Origin of the sequence: Bradyrhizobium sp. CER78 (assembly GCF_029846235.1) — a bacterium.
Lineage (GTDB): Bacteria > Pseudomonadota > Alphaproteobacteria > Rhizobiales > Xanthobacteraceae > Bradyrhizobium.
The window spans coordinates 294,271-312,643 of the sequence record NZ_JARVWP010000001.1 but is presented as its reverse complement, the minus strand read 5'-3'; the positions used below and the strand labels follow the sequence as shown (position 1 = coordinate 312,643).

Below are 18,373 nucleotides of genomic sequence, written 5' to 3'. Positions count from 1 at the left end.
TCGATTACAAAAGTTTAATTCCGCAGCCAGCGCGCCGTAAGGCTGATGACCCCATGTTCAGCTGCATCAGGTGCCCGCCCCCGCACCGGTGATTCTGGCCTTGGAGATTTCAACACATGACCGAACGTCCCGACCTCTCGTCCCTTCCGTCCTATAAGGCGCCGAAGCGCTCGCTGTTCTCTGCCCGCAAACTTGCGCTGATGGCCTCGGTCGTGGCCGGCCTCGGCGCCGCCACCTATGGCTTCAGCCCCACCCACAACCCCGCTGACCTGTTCACGACGCCTGCGCATGCGCAGGTCAATAACGAGGTCAAGAAGGTCCAGCAGCCGGTCGGATTTGCCGACATAGTCGAGCGCGTGAAGCCGTCGGTGATCTCGGTCAAGGTCAACATTCGCGAGAAGGTCGCGAAGGATGACAGCAACAATGACGATTCGCCGTTCCAGCCGGGTTCGCCGATGGAGCGCTTCTTCCGCCGCTTTGGCGGTCCGGATGGCTTGCCCCCCGGCCTGCGCGGTGGACCGCGTGGCGGTGGCGTGGTGACGGGCCAGGGCTCCGGCTTCTTCATCTCGGCTGACGGCTACGCCGTCACCAACAATCACGTCGTCGACGGCGCCGACAAGGTCGAAGTCACGACCGATGACGGCAAGACCTATTCCGCCAAGGTGATCGGCACCGATCCGCGCACCGATCTCGCGCTGATCAAGGTCGAGGGCGGCTCCAACTTCCAGTTCGCCAAGCTCTCCGATAGCAAGCCGCGCATCGGCGACTGGGTGCTGGCGGTCGGCAATCCCTTCGGTCTCGGCGGCACCGTGACTGCGGGCATCGTCTCCGCCTCCGGCCGCGACATCGGCAACGGTCCGTATGACGACTTCATCCAGATCGATGCGCCCGTGAACAAGGGCAATTCGGGTGGCCCGGCGTTCGACGTGTCGGGTGAGGTGATGGGCGTCAACACCGCGATCTACTCGCCGTCCGGCGGCAGCGTCGGCATCGCGTTCTCGATCCCGGCCCAGACCGTCAAGAGCGTCGTTGCCCAGCTGAAGGACAAGGGCTCGGTCAGCCGCGGCTGGATCGGCGTCCAGATCCAGCCGGTGACCTCCGACATCGCCGACAGCCTTGGCATGAAGAAGGCCGAAGGCGCGCTGGTCGCCGAACCGCAGGCCAACGGCCCCGCGGCCAAGGCGGGCATCGAGTCCGGTGACGTCATCACCGCCGTCAATGGCGAGCCGGTGAAGGATGCGCGCGAACTCGCCCGCACCATCGGCGGGCTGGCGCCCGGCAATGCCGTGAAGCTGAACGTGCTGCACAAGGGTCAGGACAAGACCGTCAGCATCACGCTCGGCCAGCTGCCGAACAACCTGGAAGCCAAGGCTGACACCAACAACGACGGCGACAAGGGCAATTCGTCCCGCGGCACCGACGTGCCGAAGCTGGGTCTGACGGTGGCGCCCGCCAACAGCGTCGCCGGCGCCGGCAAGGAAGGCGTGGTCGTGACCGAAGTCGATCCCAAGAGTGCTGCCGCTGAGCGGGGCTTCAAGGAAGGCGACGTGATCCTCGAGGTCGCCGGCAAGTCCGTCGGCACCGCCGGTGAGGTGCGTGATGCGATCACCGCAGCGCGCAATGACAACAAAAACAGCGTTCTCATGCGCGTGAAGAGCGGCGGTTCGTCGCGCTTTGTGGCAGTGCCGTTGGCCAAGGGATAACTATCTATGAGTTGGAAAGCGTCGCCGGCATTCGTCGCCCCCGCCGACGGCGCTTTCCGGGGGGTGGGCCCCTTGCTCGCTCCCTATGTTGCCTTTCGATGGAATATGCCCCCCTCCGTCGGAAGGTCTCAGGGCGGTGGAGTCCCCCAGCTTCACCGCCCACTTTTTCCCAACCCGCATGATCCGGAAAAGTGGAAACCGGTTTTCCGGTCAGATCATGCGGCAGCTCAAATTACAGAATATGCGCGGTCGTCTTGCATGTGCAGGCCGGCCGCGCCATGCTGACAGAGGGCCCATTCCCGTGACCGCCACCGCTCCGCAAATGCGCATCCTGATCATCGAAGACGACCGCGAGTCAGCCGACTATCTGGTCAAGGCATTCCGTGAAGTCGGCTACATCGCCGATCTCGCCTCCGACGGCGAGGAAGGCCTGTCGATGGCCGAAACCGGCGACTACGACGTGCTGGTGGTGGATCGCATGCTGCCGAAGCGTGACGGCCTGTCGCTGATCGGCAGCCTGCGCGACAAGGGCAACCGGACGCCGGTGCTGATCCTCTCGGCGCTCGGCCAGGTCGATGACCGCATCAAGGGCCTGCGCGCCGGCGGCGACGACTATCTGCCGAAACCCTATTCCTTCGCCGAGCTGCTCGCGCGCGTCGAGGTGCTGTCGCGGCGCAATGTCGGGCCGGCCGAGGAGACCACCTACAAGGTCGGCGACCTCGAGCTCGATCGGTTGTCGCATCGCGTCGCCCGCGGCAAGGACGAGCTGACCTTGCAGCCGCGCGAGTTCCGCCTGCTCGAATATCTGATGAAGCATGCAGGGCAGGTGGTGACGCGCACGATGCTGCTCGAGAATGTCTGGGACTATCATTTCGATCCGCAGACCAACGTCATCGACGTGCACATCTCGCGGCTGCGCTCCAAGATCGACAAGGGTTTTGAGCGGCCGCTGCTGCATACCATCCGCGGCGCGGGGTATATGATCCGTGACGGCATTCGGTAAACTGATCCGGACCACGGCGTTTCGGCTGACGCTGGTCTATCTGTTCCTGTTCGCGCTGTTCGCCGCTTCGCTGCTGGCTTACTTCGCCTGGAACACGCGGCGGCTGATCACCGAGCAGATCACGACCACCGTCAACGTCGAGATCGGCGAGATCACCTCCATCTATAACCGCCGCGGCCTGCACGGCCTGCTGACCACCATGGGCAATCGGGCGCTGCGGCCGGGCGCCAACCTCTATCTCCTGACCGCGCCGAACGGCCAGGCGCTGGCCGGCAATGTCGGCTCCCTCGCGCCGGGCGTGATGAGCGTGCAGGGCTGGAGCGAGACCGCCTATCGCCGAATCGACGACCAGGACAAGACTGATCATCGCGCGCTGGTGCGGGTCGCCGAGATGGACAACGGCTTCCGCCTCCTGGTCGGGCGCGACCTCGAGGAGCGGCGGCGGCTGTTCGGCATCGTCGCCAAGGCCGCGCAATGGTCGATCCTCGTCGTGGTCGTGCTCGGCATCGGCGGCGGCATCTTCGTCGCCCGCCGCGTGCTGCACCGGATCGACGCCATGACCGGCACCACCAGGCGCATCATGGCGGGCGATCTGTCCGGCCGGCTGCCGGTCGGCCGCAGCGGCGACGAGCTCGACCGCCTCGCGGAAAATCTCAACGTCATGCTGGAGCGCATCGAGGCGCTGATGACGGGGCTGAAGGAGGTCTCCGACAACATCGCCCACGACCTCAAGACGCCGCTGACGCGGCTGCGCAACCGCGCCGAGGAGGCACTGGCGCGGTCCGGCAGCGAGGCCGACTATCGCGCGGCGTTGGAGCGGACGATCGAGGAATCCGACGGGCTGATCCGCACCTTCAACGCGCTGCTGATGATCGCGCGCGCCGAGTCCGGCCAGGCGCGCGGCAACATGGACGATTTCGACGGTGCCGACGTCGCCAACGGCATCCACGAATTGTACGAGCCGCTGGCCGAGGACGACGGCATGACGCTGCAGGTGAAGACCGCGCCGGCGCCGATTCACGGCAACCGCGAATTGATCAGCCAGGCGGTCGCCAACCTGGTCGAGAACGCCATCAAATATGGCAAGCCCGACGCCGGCGTCGAGCCGATGAAGGCCGATGCACGGGAGATCCTGATCGAGGCGCGGCGCGAGGGCGATCAGGTCCTGCTCAGCGTCTCCGACCACGGTCCGGGTATCCCGGAGGGCGATCGCAAGCACGCGGTGGAGCGCTTCGTCCGGCTCGAGGCGAGCCGCACCTTACCCGGTTCCGGTCTCGGCCTCAGCCTGGCCTCGGCGGTCGCCACGCTCCATGGCGGCGAGCTGCGGCTCGGCGATGCCCATCCCGGGCTCGTGGCCACCCTGGTGCTGCCCGCGCGGGCGGGCGGCAGTGACAGGCTTGCGGCTCAAACGCAGGATGTGCCACAGAAGGCGGCATGAATGCCGCCGCGCCGGGAAACGCGGATCGACACTGTCTGGCCGCGCGGTTCGCGGATGGACCGCGTGTCGCCGCGCCCGAATCCGCCGATCAGCGCCTGACTGACTGGTTCGCCGAGCTCGAGCCGGCGCAATCGGCCGCGCTCGCAGCCTTGCTGGAGCATCCGTTCGCACGCGACATCCTGCGCGGTATCGCCGAGTTCTCGCCCTATCTGTTCGAGCTCGCGCGCGCCGATGCCGGCCGGCTGATCCGGATTCTGTCATGCGACCCGGAACAGCATCTGGCCGGCCTGATCGAGACCACCTCGCGCGACGTGCTCGCCGCCGGCAGCGAGGCCGACGTGATGGTGCTGCTTCGCCGCATGAAGGCGGAGGCCGCGCTGATGATCGCGCTGTGCGACATCGGCGGCGTCTGGCCGGTGATGCGGGTAACGGCGGCGCTGACCGACATCGCGGTGAATTCGGTGCAGTCGGCGCTGCGCTATTTGTTCCGGCAGGAAGTCGCCCGCGGCCGCATGACCTCCGTCGATGCCGAGCATCCGGAAGTCGGCTCGGGCCTGATCGTGCTTGCCATGGGCAAGATGGGCGCGGGCGAGCTGAACTATTCCAGCGACATCGACCTGATCGTGTTCTTCGATCGCGCGGCGACCTCGCTTGCCGAGGATATCGAGCCGCAGCCGTTCTTCGTCCGCGTCACCCAGGCGATGGCGCGGATGCTGCAGCAGCGCTCGGGCGAGGGCTATGTGTTTCGGGTCGATCTCAGGCTGCGCCCGGACCCGGCGTCGACTCAGGTCGCGATCTCGACCGACGCGGCCTTGCACTATTACGAGCGCGAGGGGCGGACCTGGGAGCGCGCCGCGATGATCAAGGCGCGGCCGTGCGCCGGCGATCCCAGGGCGGGAGAGGCGCTGATCGCCGAGCTCGCGCCCTTCGTCTGGCGCAAGCACCTGGATTTTGCCGCGCTCGCCGACGTCCACGACATGAAGCGGCAGATGCAGACCTATCGCGGCCAGAGCGAGATCTCGGTCGAGGGGCACAACGTCAAGGTCGGCCGCGGCGGCATCCGCGAGATCGAGTTCTTCGCCCAGACCCAGCAGCTGATCGCCGGCGGCCGTCATCCCGAGCTGCGGGTGCGGCCGACGCTGGAGGCGCTCAACGTGCTCGCCAACAGCAACTGGATCACTTTTGAAGCGCGCGACGAGCTGACGACGGCCTACGAATTCCTGCGCCGGGTCGAGCACCGGCTGCAGATGATCGCCGACGAGCAGACCCATTCGCTGCCCGAAGCGCCCGAGGACGTCGAGCGCTTCGCGCATTTCTTCGGCTACGAGAATCGCGAGGCCTTCGCCAGGGATCTGCTCGGTCAGCTCAAGATCGTGCAGAACCACTACGGCAAGCTGTTCGAGGGCGACGATCCGACCGGCACTGCGAAGCTGCCGGATGTCGATTACGGCGCCGGGCCTGAAGACGGCCGCCTGATCGAACATCTCGCCCAACTCGGTTTCAAGAAGCCCGTTGCGGTGGCCGGCACGGTGCAGCAGTGGATCGAGGGCGATTATCGCGCGCTGCGCGTCGAGGCGACGCGAGCGGCGTTCCTCGAATTCATTCCCGGCCTGATCGACGGCCTCGCGCATGCCGAGGAGCCGGACGACGCGGTGGCGGCATTCGACCGTTTCCTCGGCGCGCTGCAGCGGGGCGGAAGGCTGATCTCGCTGCTCAGCCAGAACCGCGATTTCGTTGCGCTGGTCGCGCTGATCCTCGGCGCTGCGCCGCGGCTCGGCGACATGCTGGCGCGGCAGCCGCAGATCATGGACGGTCTGGTCGATCCGCGCTTCTTCGGCGCGATGCCCGACAAGAAAGAGCTGTCGGAGCGGCTTGCCGCCACCCTGCAGGATGCCTCGTCGTACGAGGACTTCCTCGATCGTCTGAGGTTGTTCGGCCAGGAGAGCCTGTTCCTGATCGGCACGCGGATCCTGTCCGGCACGGTGTCGGCGCAGCACGCCAGCACGGCCTTTGCCGACGTCGCCGAGGGGATCGTGCACACCGTGCACGGCCTCGTCACCGATCAGTTCGCCGCGCAATACGGCCGGATCAAGGGGCAGGAGACCGCGATCATCGCGATGGGCCGGCTCGGCAGCCGCGAGATGACGGCGTCCTCCGACCTCGATCTGATCACGCTCTACGATTTCGACAGCGAGGCGCCGGATTCAGACGGCGAGCGCTCGCTGCATGGTGCGCAGTATTTTGCCCGCTTCACCCAACGCCTGATCAGCGCCTTCACGACCCGGACCAATTACGGCGTGCTTTATGAGGTCGACATGCGGCTGCGCCCGTCCGGCCGTGCCGGCCCGGTCGCCTCGCGCATCGATTCGTTCGCCGACTATCAGGAGCGCGAGGCCTGGACCTGGGAGCACATGGCGCTGACGCGCGCCCGCGTGATCTCGTCGTCAGCGGAATTCCGCGAGAGGATCGAGGCGATCATCCGCAGCGTGCTGACGAGGCCGCGCGATGCCGCATCGACCGCGGCCGACGTTGCCGACATGCGGCGGGCGATCGCGCTGGAGAAGGGCGAGGATGATGTCTGGGACCTCAAGCTTGCCGCCGGCGGGCTCGTCGACATCGATTTCATCGCGCAATATCTCCAGCTCGCGCATGCTTCGGCGAAGCCGGAGATCCTCAGCGTCTCGACGCTTCAGGTGCTTGACAATGCCGCCAAGCTCGGCCTGCTCGGCCAGTCCGAGGCCGAGATATTGCGCTCGGCGGTGCGGCTCTATCATGACCTGACGCAGATCCTGCGGCTGTGCGTCACCGGCAAGTTCAATCCGGAGACCGCGGGCGAAGACCTGCTGCGCGTGATGGCGCGGGCCGGCGACACGCCGGATTTCTCAGCGCTGGAGGCGCGCCTGCGCGAGACGCAGAGCGAAGTGCGCCGCGTCTTCAATACGATCGTGGGCTAAAGCCTGATGAGATTAGGTTGAGCTGGAACGGCGTCGAAGGTTCACCTCTCCTTTGGGAGAGGTCGATTTGCGCAGCAAATCGGGTGAGGGGTTATGGTCTATCGAGAGGGCAAGAGCCCTCACCCGGATTGCTTCGCAATCCGACCTCTCCCCAACGGGGAGAGGTGAACCGAGACCGCGCCAAACCGATTCAACCAAAACTCATCCCGCCTTAGCGACAATCTCCGGCCTGAATCCCGTCATCCTGAGGAGCGCGTAGCGCGTCTCGAAGGATGCACGGCCACCAGCGGGGCCGTCGACCCTTCGAGACGCGCGCAAGGGCGCGCTCTTCAGGGTGACGGTGCAAGAGCGGAGCAAGCTTCCAATGGCCGGCTACGCCTGCAGCTTCAGCTTGAGCAGTGCGTCGCGGACGTCGGGCTCGAGGCCAGCGCCGCCGGCGTCGAGATGGGCGAAGATCTGCTTGCGCATCCGCGGGTCCCAGAACTTCCAGATGTGCTCGGAAATGCCCTGCACGGCGCGGTCGCGCCCCTGGCTCTGGAAGAACTTTCCGATCTGGTTCGCCATATAGACCAGTTTGTCAGGCGACGACGACATAGGCGGACTCCTTGCCGGGCACCGCGCCTGTAACGCGTTCCGGATGCGTAAAGATCTCAAATCCATCGGCGCGGGCGATCGCAGCGAGCGTGATGCCGGCGGCATCCGCCATCCGCACCGCAAGCGCTGTCGGCGCCGACACCGCTGATATCAGCGGCGCGCCGATTGCGGCGGTCTTCTGCACCATTTCGACCGAGACGCGGCTGGTCAGCAACACGATGCCGTCGCTCGCGACGACCTTGTCGCGGGCCAGCGCGCCGGCGAGCTTGTCCAGCGCATTGTGGCGGCCGACATCCTCGCGCAGCGCCACGATGTCGCGCGTGGCGGTCCAGAACGCGGCGGCGTGCACGGCGCGGGTCTGGTGGTTGATCTCCTGCAGCGGCGCGACCGCCGCCATCGCAGTCATGATCTCGCGCGGCGAGAAGACGCGGCCCGTCGACACCACCGCGGCCGGACGAACCGCCTCGCTGATCGAATCGAGGCCGCACAGGCCGCAGCCGGTTGGGCCGGCGATGTTGCGCCGCCGCTCGGCGATCCGCTCCGCCTTGTCGGGCTTGAGCCACATCCGAAGCTCGATGCCGTCGTCAAGCTCGACGATGTCGAGGGTCTCGATTTCGTCCGCGGATTGCACGATGCCTTCGCTCAGGCTGAATCCAACCGCGAAGTCGCCGAGGTCCTCGGGCGAGCCCATCATGACCGCATAGGTGCCGCCATTATAGGTCAGCGCCAGCGGCGTCTCCTCCGGGATCAGGCGCGCGCCGTCGCTGAAGACGCCGTCGCGCCAGACTTTTCGGATCGCCTTGTGGACGGGCTCGCGCATCGCTACTCCGCGGCTTCCACGACAGGCGCGATGCGGCGGGAGTTGCGTGCCTGTTCGTCATAGGCCTTCTGCCAGTCGGACGGACCGTTCGACGGCGAGATCTGCACGGCAGTGACCTTGTACTCCGGACAGTTGGTCGCCCAGTCCGAGAAGTCGGTCGTGATGACGTTGGCCTGGGTGTCCGGATGGTGGAACGTGGTGTAGACCACACCCGGCGCCACGCGGTCGGTGATCTCCGCGCGCAGCGTGGTCTCGCCGGCACGGCTTGCCAGCCGCACCCAGTCGCCATCGCGCACGCCGCGCTGCTCGGCGTCGTGCGGATGGATCTCGAGGCGGTCCTCGGCGTGCCACACCACGTTCTCGGTGCGGCGGGTCTGCGCGCCGACATTGTACTGGCTGAGGATGCGCCCCGTCGTGAGCAGTAGCGGATAGCGCGGGCCGGTGCGCTCGTCGGTCGCGATATATTCGGTGAGGATGAACTTGCCCTTGCCGCGCACGAAGCCGCCGATATGCATCACCGGGGTGCCTTCCGGCGCCTTCTCGTTGCAGGGCCACTGCACCGAGCCGAGCTCGTCGAGCTTGGCATAGGAGACGCCCGCGAAGGTCGGCGTCAACGCGGCGATCTCGTCCATGATCTCGGACGGATGGCTGTATTTCATTTCGAAGCCCATCGCCTTGCCAAGCATGATCGTCACTTCCCAGTCGGCATAGCCGTTGAGCGGCGTCATCACCTTGCGGACGCGCTGGATGCGGCGTTCGGCATTGGTGAAGGTACCGTCTTTCTCGAGGAAGGTCGAGCCGGGCAGGAAGACATGGGCGTAGTTCGCGGTCTCGTTCAGGAAGAGGTCATGGACGATGACGCATTCCATCGCCGACAGCGCTGCCACCACATGCTTGGTGTTCGGATCGGACTGCAGGATGTCCTCGCCCTGCACGTAGAGCCCCATGAAGGAGCCCTCGATCGCGGCATCGAACATGTTGGGGATGCGCAGGCCGGGCTCGTTGTTGAGCTTGACGTTCCACATCGCCTCGAACTGCTCGCGCACCGCGTCGCCGGCGATGTGGCGGTAGCCGGGCAGCTCGTGCGGGAACGAGCCCATGTCGCAGGAGCCCTGCACGTTGTTCTGGCCGCGCAGCGGGTTCACGCCGACGCCGGGCCGGCCGATATTGCCGGTCACCATCGCGAGGTTGGCGATCGCGATCACCGTGGTCGAGCCCTGGCTGTGCTCGGTGACGCCAAGCCCGTAATAGATCGCGCCGTTGCCGCCGGTGGCATAGATCCGCGCCGCCTCGCGCAGCGCCTTCGGATCGACGCCGGTCATGATCGCGGTGGCTTCCGGACTGTGCTTGTCCTGGGCGACGAAGGCGGCCCAGTCCTCGAACTCGCTCCAGTCGCAGCGCTCGCTCACGAAGGCCTCGTCGGCGAGCCCTTCAGTGACGATGACATGCGCAAGCGCGGTCAGCACGGCGACGTTGGTGCCGGGCATCAGCGGCAGGTGCAGCGCCTTCACATGCGGCGATTCCACCATCTCGGTACGGCGCGGATCGATCACGATCAGCTTGGCGCCCTGGCGCAACCGCTTCTTCAGCCGCGAGGCGAACACCGGATGGGCCGAGGCCGGATTGGCACCGATGACCAGCACGACGTCGGTGTCTTCCACCGAGTCGAAGTCCTGGGTGCCGGCCGAGGTGCCGTAGGTCTGCGACAGGCCGTAGCCGGTCGGCGAATGGCAGACGCGGGCGCAGGTGTCGACATTGTTGTTGCCGAAGCCGGCGCGGATCAGCTTCTGGACCAGGTAGGTCTCTTCATTGGTGCAGCGCGACGAGGTGATGCCGCCGACCGCGTCGCGGCCGTATTTCTGCTGAATGCCCTTGAACTTCGCGGCGGCGAAATTCAGCGCCTCGTCCCACGACACTTCCTGCCAGGGATCCTCGATCCGCTCGCGGATCATCGGCTTCAGGATGCGCTCCTTGTGGGTGGTGTAGCCCCAGGCGAAGCGGCCCTTGACGCAGGAATGGCCGCGATTGGCCTTGCCGTCCTTCCACGGCACCATGCGCACCACTTCCTCGCCGCGCATCTCGGCCTTGAAGGCGCAGCCGACGCCGCAATAGGCGCAGGTGGTGACGACCGAGTGCTCGGGCTGGCCGATCTCGATCACGGATTTCTCGGTCAGCGTCGCGGTCGGGCAGGCCTGTACGCAAGCGCCGCAGGACACGCATTCGGAGCCGAGGAAGCTCTCGTTCATGCCGGGCGAGACGCGGCTGTCGAAGCCGCGGCCGGAGATCGTCAGCGCGAAGGTGCCTTGCACCTCCTCGCAGGCGCGCACGCAGCGCGAGCAGACGATGCACTTCGAGGGATCGTAGGTGAAGTACGGATTGGACTCGTCCTTCGGCATCCAATTGTCGTTTTCGCAGCCGTGCGATTTGGCGAACACGTGGTTCTCGCCCTCATAGCCGTAGCGCACGTCGCGCAGGCCGACGGCGCCCGCCATGTCCTGCAATTCGCAGTCGCCGTTCGCGGCGCAGGTCAGGCAGTCCAGCGGATGGTCGGAGATGTAGAGCTCCATCACGCCCTTGCGCAGCTTCTTCAGCCGCTCGCTCTGGGTGTGCACCACGAGGCCGGGCATGACCGGCGTGGTGCAGGAGGCGGGCGTGCCGGCGCGGCCCTCGATCTCGACCAGGCAGAGCCGGCAGGAGCCGAAGGCGTCGACCATGTCGGTCGCGCAGAGCTTTGGAATCTGGGTCCCGGCTTCCATCGCCGCGCGCATGATCGAGGTGCCCTCGGGCACGGTGATCTGATTGCCGTCGATGGTCAGCGTGACCATCGCCTCGGATTTGGATTTGGGCGTGCCGAAATCGGTTTCCTGGATCAGCGACATCGTGATCTCCTGTTATTCCGCGGCCTGCAGCCGGGCCGGTGCGGGACCGAAATCTTCCCGGAAGTGTTTCAGGGCGCTCATCACGGGGTAGGGCGTGAAGCCGCCGAGCGCGCAGAGCGAGCCGAATTTCATGGTGTTGCAGAGGTCTTCGATCACGGCGAGGTTTTCCGCGACGCGCTCGCCGTTGATGATCTTGTTGATGGTCTCGACGCCGCGGGTCGAGCCGATCCGGCACGGCGTGCACTTGCCGCAGGATTCGATCGCGCAGAACTCCATCGCAAAGCGCGCCTGCTTGACCATGTCGACGGTGTCGTCGAACACCACGATGCCGCCATGGCCGATCAGGCCGTCGCGCGCCGCGAAGGCCTCATAGTCGAACGGCGTATCGAACAGCGCGCGGGGGAAGTAGGCCCCGAGCGGACCGCCGACCTGCACCGCGCGAACCTCGCGTCCGGTGAAGGTGCCGCCGCCGATCTCGTCGACGAGCTCGCCGAGCGTGACGCCGAACGCGGTCTCGAACAGCCCGCCGTATTTTATGTTGCCGGCGAGCTGGATCGGCATCGTGCCGCGCGAACGGCCCATGCCGAAATCGGCGTAGGCCTTGGCGCCGTTGTCGAGGATGAAGGGGATCGCCGCGAACGACAGCACGTTGTTGATCACGCTCGGACGGCCGAACAGGCCCTTGTGCGCCGGCAGCGGCGGCTTGGCCCGCACGATGCCGCGGCGGCCCTCGAGGCTTTCCAAGAGCGAGGTCTCTTCGCCGCAGACATAGGCGCCGGCGCCGACCCGCACTTCGAGATCGAACTCGTGCGCGGAGCCGCCGATCCGCTTGCCAAGCAGGCCGGCGCGGCGCGCGGCCACGATCGCCGCGTTCATCGCCTCGACCGCGTGCGGATATTCCGAGCGGATATAGATGTAGCCCTTGGCGGCTCCGACCGTGATACCCGCGATCGTCATGCCTTCGATCACGACGAAGGGGTCGCCTTCCATGATCATGCGGTCGGCGAAGGTGCCGCTGTCGCCTTCGTCGGCGTTGCAGACGATGTATTTGCGGTCGGCGCTGGCCTGCGCCACGGTCTTCCATTTGATGCCGGTGGGAAAGCCGGCGCCGCCGCGGCCGCGCAGGCCCGACGTCGTGACATAGGCAAGGATCTGATCGGAGCTCAGCGTCAGCGCCCGCTCCAGCCCCTTGTAGCCGCCATGGGCGCGGTAGTCGTCGACCGAGCGCGGATCGATCACGCCGCAGCGTGCGAAGGTCAGCCGGGTCTGGCGCTTCAGCCAGGGGATCTCGTCCGTGACACCAAGCCGCAGGGCATGCTGGCCGTTGCCGGCCATCGCATCGAGCAGGGAGGGAACGTCGGCCGGCGTCACCGGGCCGAATGCGATGCGGCCCTGCGCGGTCGAAAGCTCAACCATTGGCTCCAGCCAGCACAGCCCGCGCGAGCCGTTCCTGACAATCTCAATTGCTGCGCCACGCGCCGCTGCGGCCTGCGCGAAGGCGAGGGCGACATCGTCGGCGCCGACGGCGACGGCCGCGGCATCGCGAGGAACGTAGATTCGCATCGTCATCGCTGTGCCTCCGCGACCAGCGCGTCGATCCGCGCTTCATCGAGCCGGCCGACCACGCGGCCGTCCAGCATCGCCGACGGCGCGGTGGCGCAGAGCCCGAGGCAGTAGATTGGCTCCAAGGTCACGCGCTCGTCCGCCGTGGTATTGCCCAGGGAAACGCCGAGTTTGGCCTCCGCCCGGGCCGCCAGCGCGTCGCCGCCGGCAGCCTGGCAGGCCTCGGCGCGGCAGAGCTTGAGGACGTGGCGTCCGGCGGGTGCCTTGCGGAAGTCGTGGTAGAAGGTGAACACGCCGTGCACCTCGGCGCGGGACAGATTGAGCGCCTCCGCGACCATCGGGATCGCCGGCTCCGGCACGTAGCCGAAGGCTTTCTGCAGCGCGTGCAGGATCACCAGTGTGGCGCCTTCAAGCCCGGCATGCTCGGCGATGATTTCAGCGCCGCGCGCCTCTTCCCAAGGTTCGTATCCCACCGTCATCCGCGCTTCTCACGATCCATTTTTTGCTGCGCGCATCAGAGTTGGAATCGTTCGAAACATCAATAAAGCTGTCTCATGCGGCGATTGCGAAACGCGATTAATAGCGTTGCCGAATGGGTCGATCCGGGATCGCAATAATGTTCTGGAATCACGTACTTCCGGGACGCTTTGGATTTCGGGATCGCACCCTGATCGTGCTACCTATGGCCGCATCGGGCAGCCATCTGGGGCACCGTTTTTCCGAGGGGATTTGAACCTTGATCGACAAGCTGGAACTTCTGCTGGCGCTGGCCAAGGAGCGGCATTTTGGCCGGGCTGCGGAGGCCTGCGGCGTCACCCAGCCGACCATGTCGACCAGCCTCAAGCAGCTCGAGGAGATCCTCGGCGTCATGCTGGTGCAGCGCGGATCGCGGTTCCAGGGCTTCACGCCGGAGGGCGAAAGGACGCTCGACTGGGCGCGGCGCATCGTCGGCGACGCGCGGGCGATGAAGCAGGAGATCAACAGCCTCAAGGACAAGTTGTCGGGCGAGATCCGGATCGCGGCGATCCCGACCGCGCTCGGCATGGTGGCCTCGTTGACCACGCCGTTCCGGGCGCGCCATCCCGATGTGCGTTTTCGCATCCAGTCCTGCACGTCGGCCGACGTGCTCGGCCTGCTTGAAAATCTCGAGGTCGATGCCGGGCTGACCTATATCGAGAACGAGCCGATCGGCAAGGTCCGTACCATCCCGCTCTACAATGAGAGCTATCGTCTGCTGACGGCGCCGGATGCGATGTTCGGCGACCGCAAGCAGGTGACGTGGAAGGAAGTCGGCACCGTGCCGCTCTGCCTGCTCACGCCCGACATGCAGAACCGCCGCATCATCGATCGCGCGCTGACCTCGGTCGGTGCGGAGGCGACGCCGACGCTGACGTCGAACTCGCTGCTCGTGCTCTACACCCATGTGAAGACGGGGCGCTGGGCCAGCGTGATGCCGGCCAAGCTCGCCGAGACGCTCGGGCTTGCCGATGCCGTGCGCAGCATTCCGATCGTCGACCCGGTGGTGGACTACAGCATCGGCCTCGTGATCCCGCAGCGCGATCCGATGACGCCGCTGATCGCCGCCCTCGTGCAGGTCGCGCGCGAGGTCGCTCCCAAGCTGGAGAGCGCGTAGCGCCCGGCGATCAGCCGAGCTCTCTCACGACGGTTCCGCTTCAGGCGCGCCGGGCCAGGCGCTGAACGCAATCTTCTGCTTCACGCAGCAATCGTGGAACTCACGGACGGTTGAACGGTTTCATTGCGGCGTCCCGATTAGCCAGCAGGAGCCGCTTTGAATCGCCGCCAGTTACTCCACGGATCGGCCGTGTTGCCGACACTATTGCTGTTGCCGCAGCGAGAAGCCGCAGCCGCTGGGAACAATTCGGACGCACCTTTCGATCCGGCGATGGTGAGGGACCTCGCCCGCAACCTCGCAGCCAAGTCGTTCGAGGCGCCGGACGAGAAGCTGCCGAATGGCCTAACCGACCTGAATTACGACCAGTACCGCTCGATCCGCTTCGTGCCCGACCGCGCGCTGTGGCGCGGCCAGAAGCTGCCGTTCGAGGCGCAGTTCTTCCATCGCGGCTTCTTCTACAAGAACAAGGTCCAGATCTTCGAGGTCGCGGACGGCAAGGTCAGCGAAGTCAAATACAGCAAGGACATGTTTTCGTTCGGTGAGACCGTCCCTCCGTTCACCGAGACCGACATCGGTTTTGCCGGATTTCGCATCCACGCGCCGATCAACAAGCCGGATTATTACGACGAGGTCTGCGTCTTCCTCGGCGCAAGCTATTTCCGCGCCGTCGCCAAGGACGAGACCTATGGCTTGTCGGCGCGGGGCCTATCGATCGATACCGGCGAGGCGAAGGGTGAGGAGTTTCCGTTCTTCAAGGCGTTCTGGCTCGAGCGTCCCGTACCCAACGCGACCTCGCTGGTTATTCATGCCTTGCTCGACAGCAAGAGCTGTGCGGCAAGCTATCGGTTCACGATCAGGCCTGGGAAGACCACGGTGTTCGATGTCGAGGCATCGCTCTATCCGCGTGCCGATCTCGAGCATGCCGGCGTTGCGCCGATGACGAGCATGTTCTTCTTCGGGCCCAATGATCGCAAAGAGGTCGATGACTTCAGGCCGTCGGTGCATGATTCCGACGGGCTTGCGATCTACAACGGCAAGGGCGAGGCCCTGTGGCGTTCGCTGAGCAATCCGCGCGATCTCCAGATCAGCACCTTCCAGGACATCAATCCGCACGGCTTCGGCCTGATGCAGAGGGAGAAGAACTTCTTCGCCTATCAGGACATCGAGTCGCGCTTCGAGAAGCGTCCGAGCCTGTGGGTCGAGCCGATCGGCGACTGGGGCGAGGGCGCGGTGATCCTGTTCGAGATTCCGACCAAGGAGGAGATCCACGACAACATCGCCGCGTTCTGGCGTCCGAAGGCGCCGCTCAAGGCCAAGAGCGAGACCAATTTGACCTATCGGCTGCATTGGGGGCCCGACGCGCCGAAGCCGCACTCGCTGGCGCGGGTCACACGCACCGGCATCGGCGCGCATGGCGAGAACAGCAAGCTGTTCGTGCTCGACCTGTTCGGTGATAATCTGAAAGGGATCGATCCGAGCGCCATCAAGGGCGTCGTGTCGGCCGAGAAGGCCGAGATCACCAACATCGTCACGCAGCCGAACCCGAATACGGGTGGATGGCGGCTCAGCTTCCAATGTGCCGTCAAGAAGGATCCGGTCGAGCTGCGCGCTCACCTGGCGCAGGATGACAAGCCGCTTTCGGAGATCTGGGTTTATCGATGGGCGCCATAGTCACGTCGCCTCATGCCGTCATCGCGCCAGCGGCCGACGGCTTCCTGCCGCAAGAGAGCCCGCTTGCGATGTCGGCGGCCGATCTCGGCGAGCCGCCGCGCGCGGTGAGCAAGCCGGTGTCGGTCGGTGCGGGCATGTTCATGCGCCGCGCGTTCATTCTGGTGCTGACGGCGGCGCTGACCGGCGCCGGCGCCTACGAGATGTACATGGTGGTCCAGGTCGGCGGCGTGACGATCATGGAATGGATGGTGCTGGTGCTGTTCGTGGCGCTGCTCGCCTGGATCGCGTTTTCGTTCGCTTCGGCGCTGGCCGGCTTCTTCGTGCTGCTTCGACGCGAGGGCAACGCCTTGCCGATCCGCGTCGACGGTCCGTTGCCGCAGCTCGCGAGCCGGACTGCGGTGCTGCTCCCGACCTATAACGAGAATCCGCATCAATTGATGGCGCGTCTGCGCGCCATCTATGAATCCATTGAGGCCACCGGACAGGCCGAGCGCTTCGACTGGTTCGTGCTGAGCGACACGCGCGATCCCGATATCTGGATCGCCGAGGAACGGGCGTTCGTCGCGCTCAGTGATGCCTGCGGCGGCGGACGGCTCTATTATCGGCATCGCGCCGATAACACCGCGCGGAAGTCCGGCAATGTCGGCGAGTGGATCACGCGGTTCGGCGGCGCCTACCAGTTCATGATCGTGCTCGACGCCGACAGCCTGATGTCGGGCGACACCATGGTGCGGATGGTTCACGCCATGGAGACCAACCCGCAGGCGGCGCTGCTGCAGACGCTGCCGGTCATCGTCAATGCGCGCAGCCTGTTCAGCCGTTTGCAGCAGTTTGCCGGCCGGCTGTATGGGCCGATGGTCGCGGCCGGTGTCGCGTGGTGGCACGGTTCCGAGGGCAATTACTGGGGACACAATGCAATCATCAGGATCCAGGCGTTCGCGGAGCAGGCGGGTCTGCCCGAGCTCTCCGGACGCAAGCCGTTCGGCGGCCATATCCTGAGCCACGATTTCGTCGAGGCGGCGCTGATGCGGCGCGCCGGCTGGGGCATCTACATGGCGCCGACGCTTGGCGGCAGCTTCGAGGAGGTGCCGCCCTCGCTCTTGGATTTCGCCGCGCGCGACCGGCGCTGGTGCCAGGGCAATCTGCAGCATCTCGCGGTGCTGACCACGCGCCGCCTGCACTGGATCTCGCGGCTGCATTTCATGACCGGGATCGGCTCCTACATCACCGCGCCGATGTGGCTGTCGTTCCTGCTGCTCGGAATCCTGATCTCGTTGCAGGCGCGCTTCATTCGCCCGGAGTATTTTCCGAAGGGCTTTTCGCTGTTTCCGAACTGGCCGGCGCAGGATCCCGTGCTCGCCGCCTGGGTGTTCGGTCTCACCATGGCGCTGCTGATCGTGCCGAAGCTGCTCGGCTTCATCCTGTTGCTGACGCGCTCGGACATGCGCCGGCAATTCGGCGGCGGCTTTCGGACCTTTACCGGCGTCATCGCCGAGGTGCTGATCTCGGCGATGATCGCGCCCGTGATGATGGTGTTCCAGTCGATCGCGGTCGTCGAGATCCTGCTCGGCCGCGACGCGGGCTGGCAGACGCAGCGGCGCGACGACGGCGAGGTCGAGCGGCGCGAACTCTATCGCAAGTACGGCGTCCCAACCGCCTGCGGCGTCGCGATGGCGGCGAGCGCCTATGCGGTGTCGTTGCCGCTGCTGCTGTGGATGTCGCCGGTGATTGTTGGCCTCCTGTTTGCGATCCCGATCGGAGCCTGGACGGCCAAGCCCGCGATGCGGGCGCTGTTCGTGACGCCGGAAGAGAGCGGGCCACCGAGCGTGCTGGTCCGCGCCAACGAACTGGCGTCGCAGCCTGCCCACGCATCGGCCCCTGCGCTCGCGACCTTGCGGCAGGATACCGGCCTGCTGCATCGGCATCTGTCGTCGCTTCCGCCGGCGCGGCGTGGCGGTCCGGGCGAGATCGATCTTCACCGCGCGGTGGCCCGCGCGCGGATCGAGGCAAGCGCCAGCTTCGACGAGGCAGTCGATCATCTGACGCCGCGCGAGACGCTGGCCGTCCTTGGCGATCCGGCGCTGCTGGAAGCGGCACTCGCGAAGTAGTTGAGGC

Annotated in this window: 12 protein-coding genes; 7 read left to right on the top strand and 5 right to left on the bottom strand. The window is 65.9% G+C overall.

Features of this window, described 5'->3' with window-relative positions:
* The first annotated feature begins 116 nt into the window (after positions 1 to 116).
* From QDT69_RS01335 to QDT69_RS01320, 4 genes are all read left to right on the top strand, one after another.
* Positions 117 to 1,703, top strand: coding sequence for a Do family serine endopeptidase (locus tag QDT69_RS01335; protein WP_279704872.1), 1,587 nt, complete (start codon positions 117 to 119; stop codon positions 1,701 to 1,703).
* A 322-nt stretch (positions 1,704 to 2,025) separates the two neighbouring features.
* Positions 2,026 to 2,706: a response regulator transcription factor gene (locus tag QDT69_RS01330; protein WP_029878846.1), complete on the top strand. Its 681-nt coding sequence runs from the start codon at positions 2,026 to 2,028 to the stop codon at positions 2,704 to 2,706.
* On the top strand, positions 2,690 to 4,144 hold the full coding sequence (locus QDT69_RS01325; protein WP_279704871.1) for a HAMP domain-containing sensor histidine kinase: 1,455 nt from the start codon (positions 2,690 to 2,692) through the stop codon (positions 4,142 to 4,144). The genes QDT69_RS01330 and QDT69_RS01325 overlap by 17 nt, the downstream gene beginning before the upstream one ends.
* The gene (locus tag QDT69_RS01320) at positions 4,141 to 7,098 is read left to right on the top strand and encodes a bifunctional [glutamine synthetase] adenylyltransferase/[glutamine synthetase]-adenylyl-L-tyrosine phosphorylase (protein ID WP_279704870.1); all 2,958 of its coding nucleotides are present in this window, start codon (positions 4,141 to 4,143) and stop codon (positions 7,096 to 7,098) included. Before QDT69_RS01325 ends, QDT69_RS01320 begins: the two co-directional genes overlap by 4 nt.
* A gap of 372 nt (positions 7,099 to 7,470) precedes the next feature.
* Here QDT69_RS01320 and QDT69_RS01315 read toward each other — a convergent pair whose 3' ends face one another.
* From QDT69_RS01315 to QDT69_RS01295, 5 genes are read right to left on the bottom strand one after another with little or no spacing between them, the layout of a single operon-like run.
* Entirely contained in the window at positions 7,471 to 7,692 is a 222-nt protein-coding gene (locus tag QDT69_RS01315) for a formate dehydrogenase subunit delta (protein ID WP_279704869.1), read from the bottom strand.
* The gene (fdhD, locus tag QDT69_RS01310) at positions 7,676 to 8,512 is read right to left on the bottom strand and encodes a formate dehydrogenase accessory sulfurtransferase FdhD (RefSeq protein ID WP_279704868.1); all 837 of its coding nucleotides are present in this window, start codon (positions 8,510 to 8,512) and stop codon (positions 7,676 to 7,678) included. The genes QDT69_RS01315 and fdhD overlap by 17 nt, the downstream gene beginning before the upstream one ends.
* Before the next feature lie 2 nt (positions 8,513 to 8,514).
* Entirely contained in the window at positions 8,515 to 11,391 is a 2,877-nt protein-coding gene (gene fdhF / locus QDT69_RS01305) for a formate dehydrogenase subunit alpha (RefSeq protein WP_279704867.1), read from the bottom strand.
* 12 nt (positions 11,392 to 11,403) lie between these two features.
* Positions 11,404 to 12,960, bottom strand: a complete 1,557-nt coding sequence (locus tag QDT69_RS01300; RefSeq protein ID WP_279704866.1) for an NADH-ubiquinone oxidoreductase-F iron-sulfur binding region domain-containing protein — start codon at positions 12,958 to 12,960, stop codon at positions 11,404 to 11,406.
* Positions 12,957 to 13,433, bottom strand: a complete 477-nt coding sequence (locus tag QDT69_RS01295) for a formate dehydrogenase subunit gamma (RefSeq protein WP_279704865.1) — start codon at positions 13,431 to 13,433, stop codon at positions 12,957 to 12,959. Before QDT69_RS01295 ends, QDT69_RS01300 begins: the two co-directional genes overlap by 4 nt.
* A gap of 257 nt (positions 13,434 to 13,690) precedes the next feature.
* On the opposite strand from QDT69_RS01295, the gene QDT69_RS01290 reads away from it, so the two are divergent.
* The 3 genes from QDT69_RS01290 (at position 13,691) to mdoH (ending at position 18,366) form a co-directional block, all read left to right on the top strand.
* Positions 13,691 to 14,587: a LysR family transcriptional regulator gene (locus QDT69_RS01290; RefSeq protein ID WP_021082045.1), complete on the top strand. Its 897-nt coding sequence runs from the start codon at positions 13,691 to 13,693 to the stop codon at positions 14,585 to 14,587.
* A gap of 156 nt (positions 14,588 to 14,743) precedes the next feature.
* Positions 14,744 to 16,258, top strand: a complete 1,515-nt coding sequence (locus QDT69_RS01285; RefSeq protein ID WP_279704864.1) for a glucan biosynthesis protein G — start codon at positions 14,744 to 14,746, stop codon at positions 16,256 to 16,258.
* A complete protein-coding gene (gene mdoH / locus QDT69_RS01280; RefSeq protein WP_279704863.1) occupies positions 16,246 to 18,366 on the top strand; it encodes a glucans biosynthesis glucosyltransferase MdoH in 2,121 nt (706 codons plus the stop codon). Before QDT69_RS01285 ends, mdoH begins: the two co-directional genes overlap by 13 nt.
* Positions 18,367 to 18,373 lie beyond the last annotated feature (7 nt).

Bases quoted from the DNA above. Each gene is read 5' to 3' on its own strand.
- mdoH (WP_279704863.1), top strand. From the start codon at position 16,246: ATGGGCGCCATAGTCACGTCGCCTCATGCCGTCATCGCGCCAGCGGCC.
- QDT69_RS01330 (WP_029878846.1), top strand. From the start codon at position 2,026: ATGCGCATCCTGATCATCGAAGACGACCGCGAGTCAGCCGACTATCTG.
- QDT69_RS01320 (WP_279704870.1), top strand. From the start codon at position 4,141: ATGAATGCCGCCGCGCCGGGAAACGCGGATCGACACTGTCTGGCCGCG.
- QDT69_RS01295 (WP_279704865.1), bottom strand. From the start codon at position 13,433: ATGACGGTGGGATACGAACCTTGGGAAGAGGCGCGCGGCGCTGAAATC.
- QDT69_RS01300 (WP_279704866.1), bottom strand. From the start codon at position 12,960: ATGACGATGCGAATCTACGTTCCTCGCGATGCCGCGGCCGTCGCCGTC.
- fdhD (WP_279704868.1), bottom strand. From the start codon at position 8,512: ATGCGCGAGCCCGTCCACAAGGCGATCCGAAAAGTCTGGCGCGACGGC.
- QDT69_RS01335 (WP_279704872.1), top strand. From the start codon at position 117: ATGACCGAACGTCCCGACCTCTCGTCCCTTCCGTCCTATAAGGCGCCG.
- QDT69_RS01315 (WP_279704869.1), bottom strand. From the start codon at position 7,692: ATGTCGTCGTCGCCTGACAAACTGGTCTATATGGCGAACCAGATCGGA.
- fdhF (WP_279704867.1), bottom strand. From the start codon at position 11,391: ATGTCGCTGATCCAGGAAACCGATTTCGGCACGCCCAAATCCAAATCC.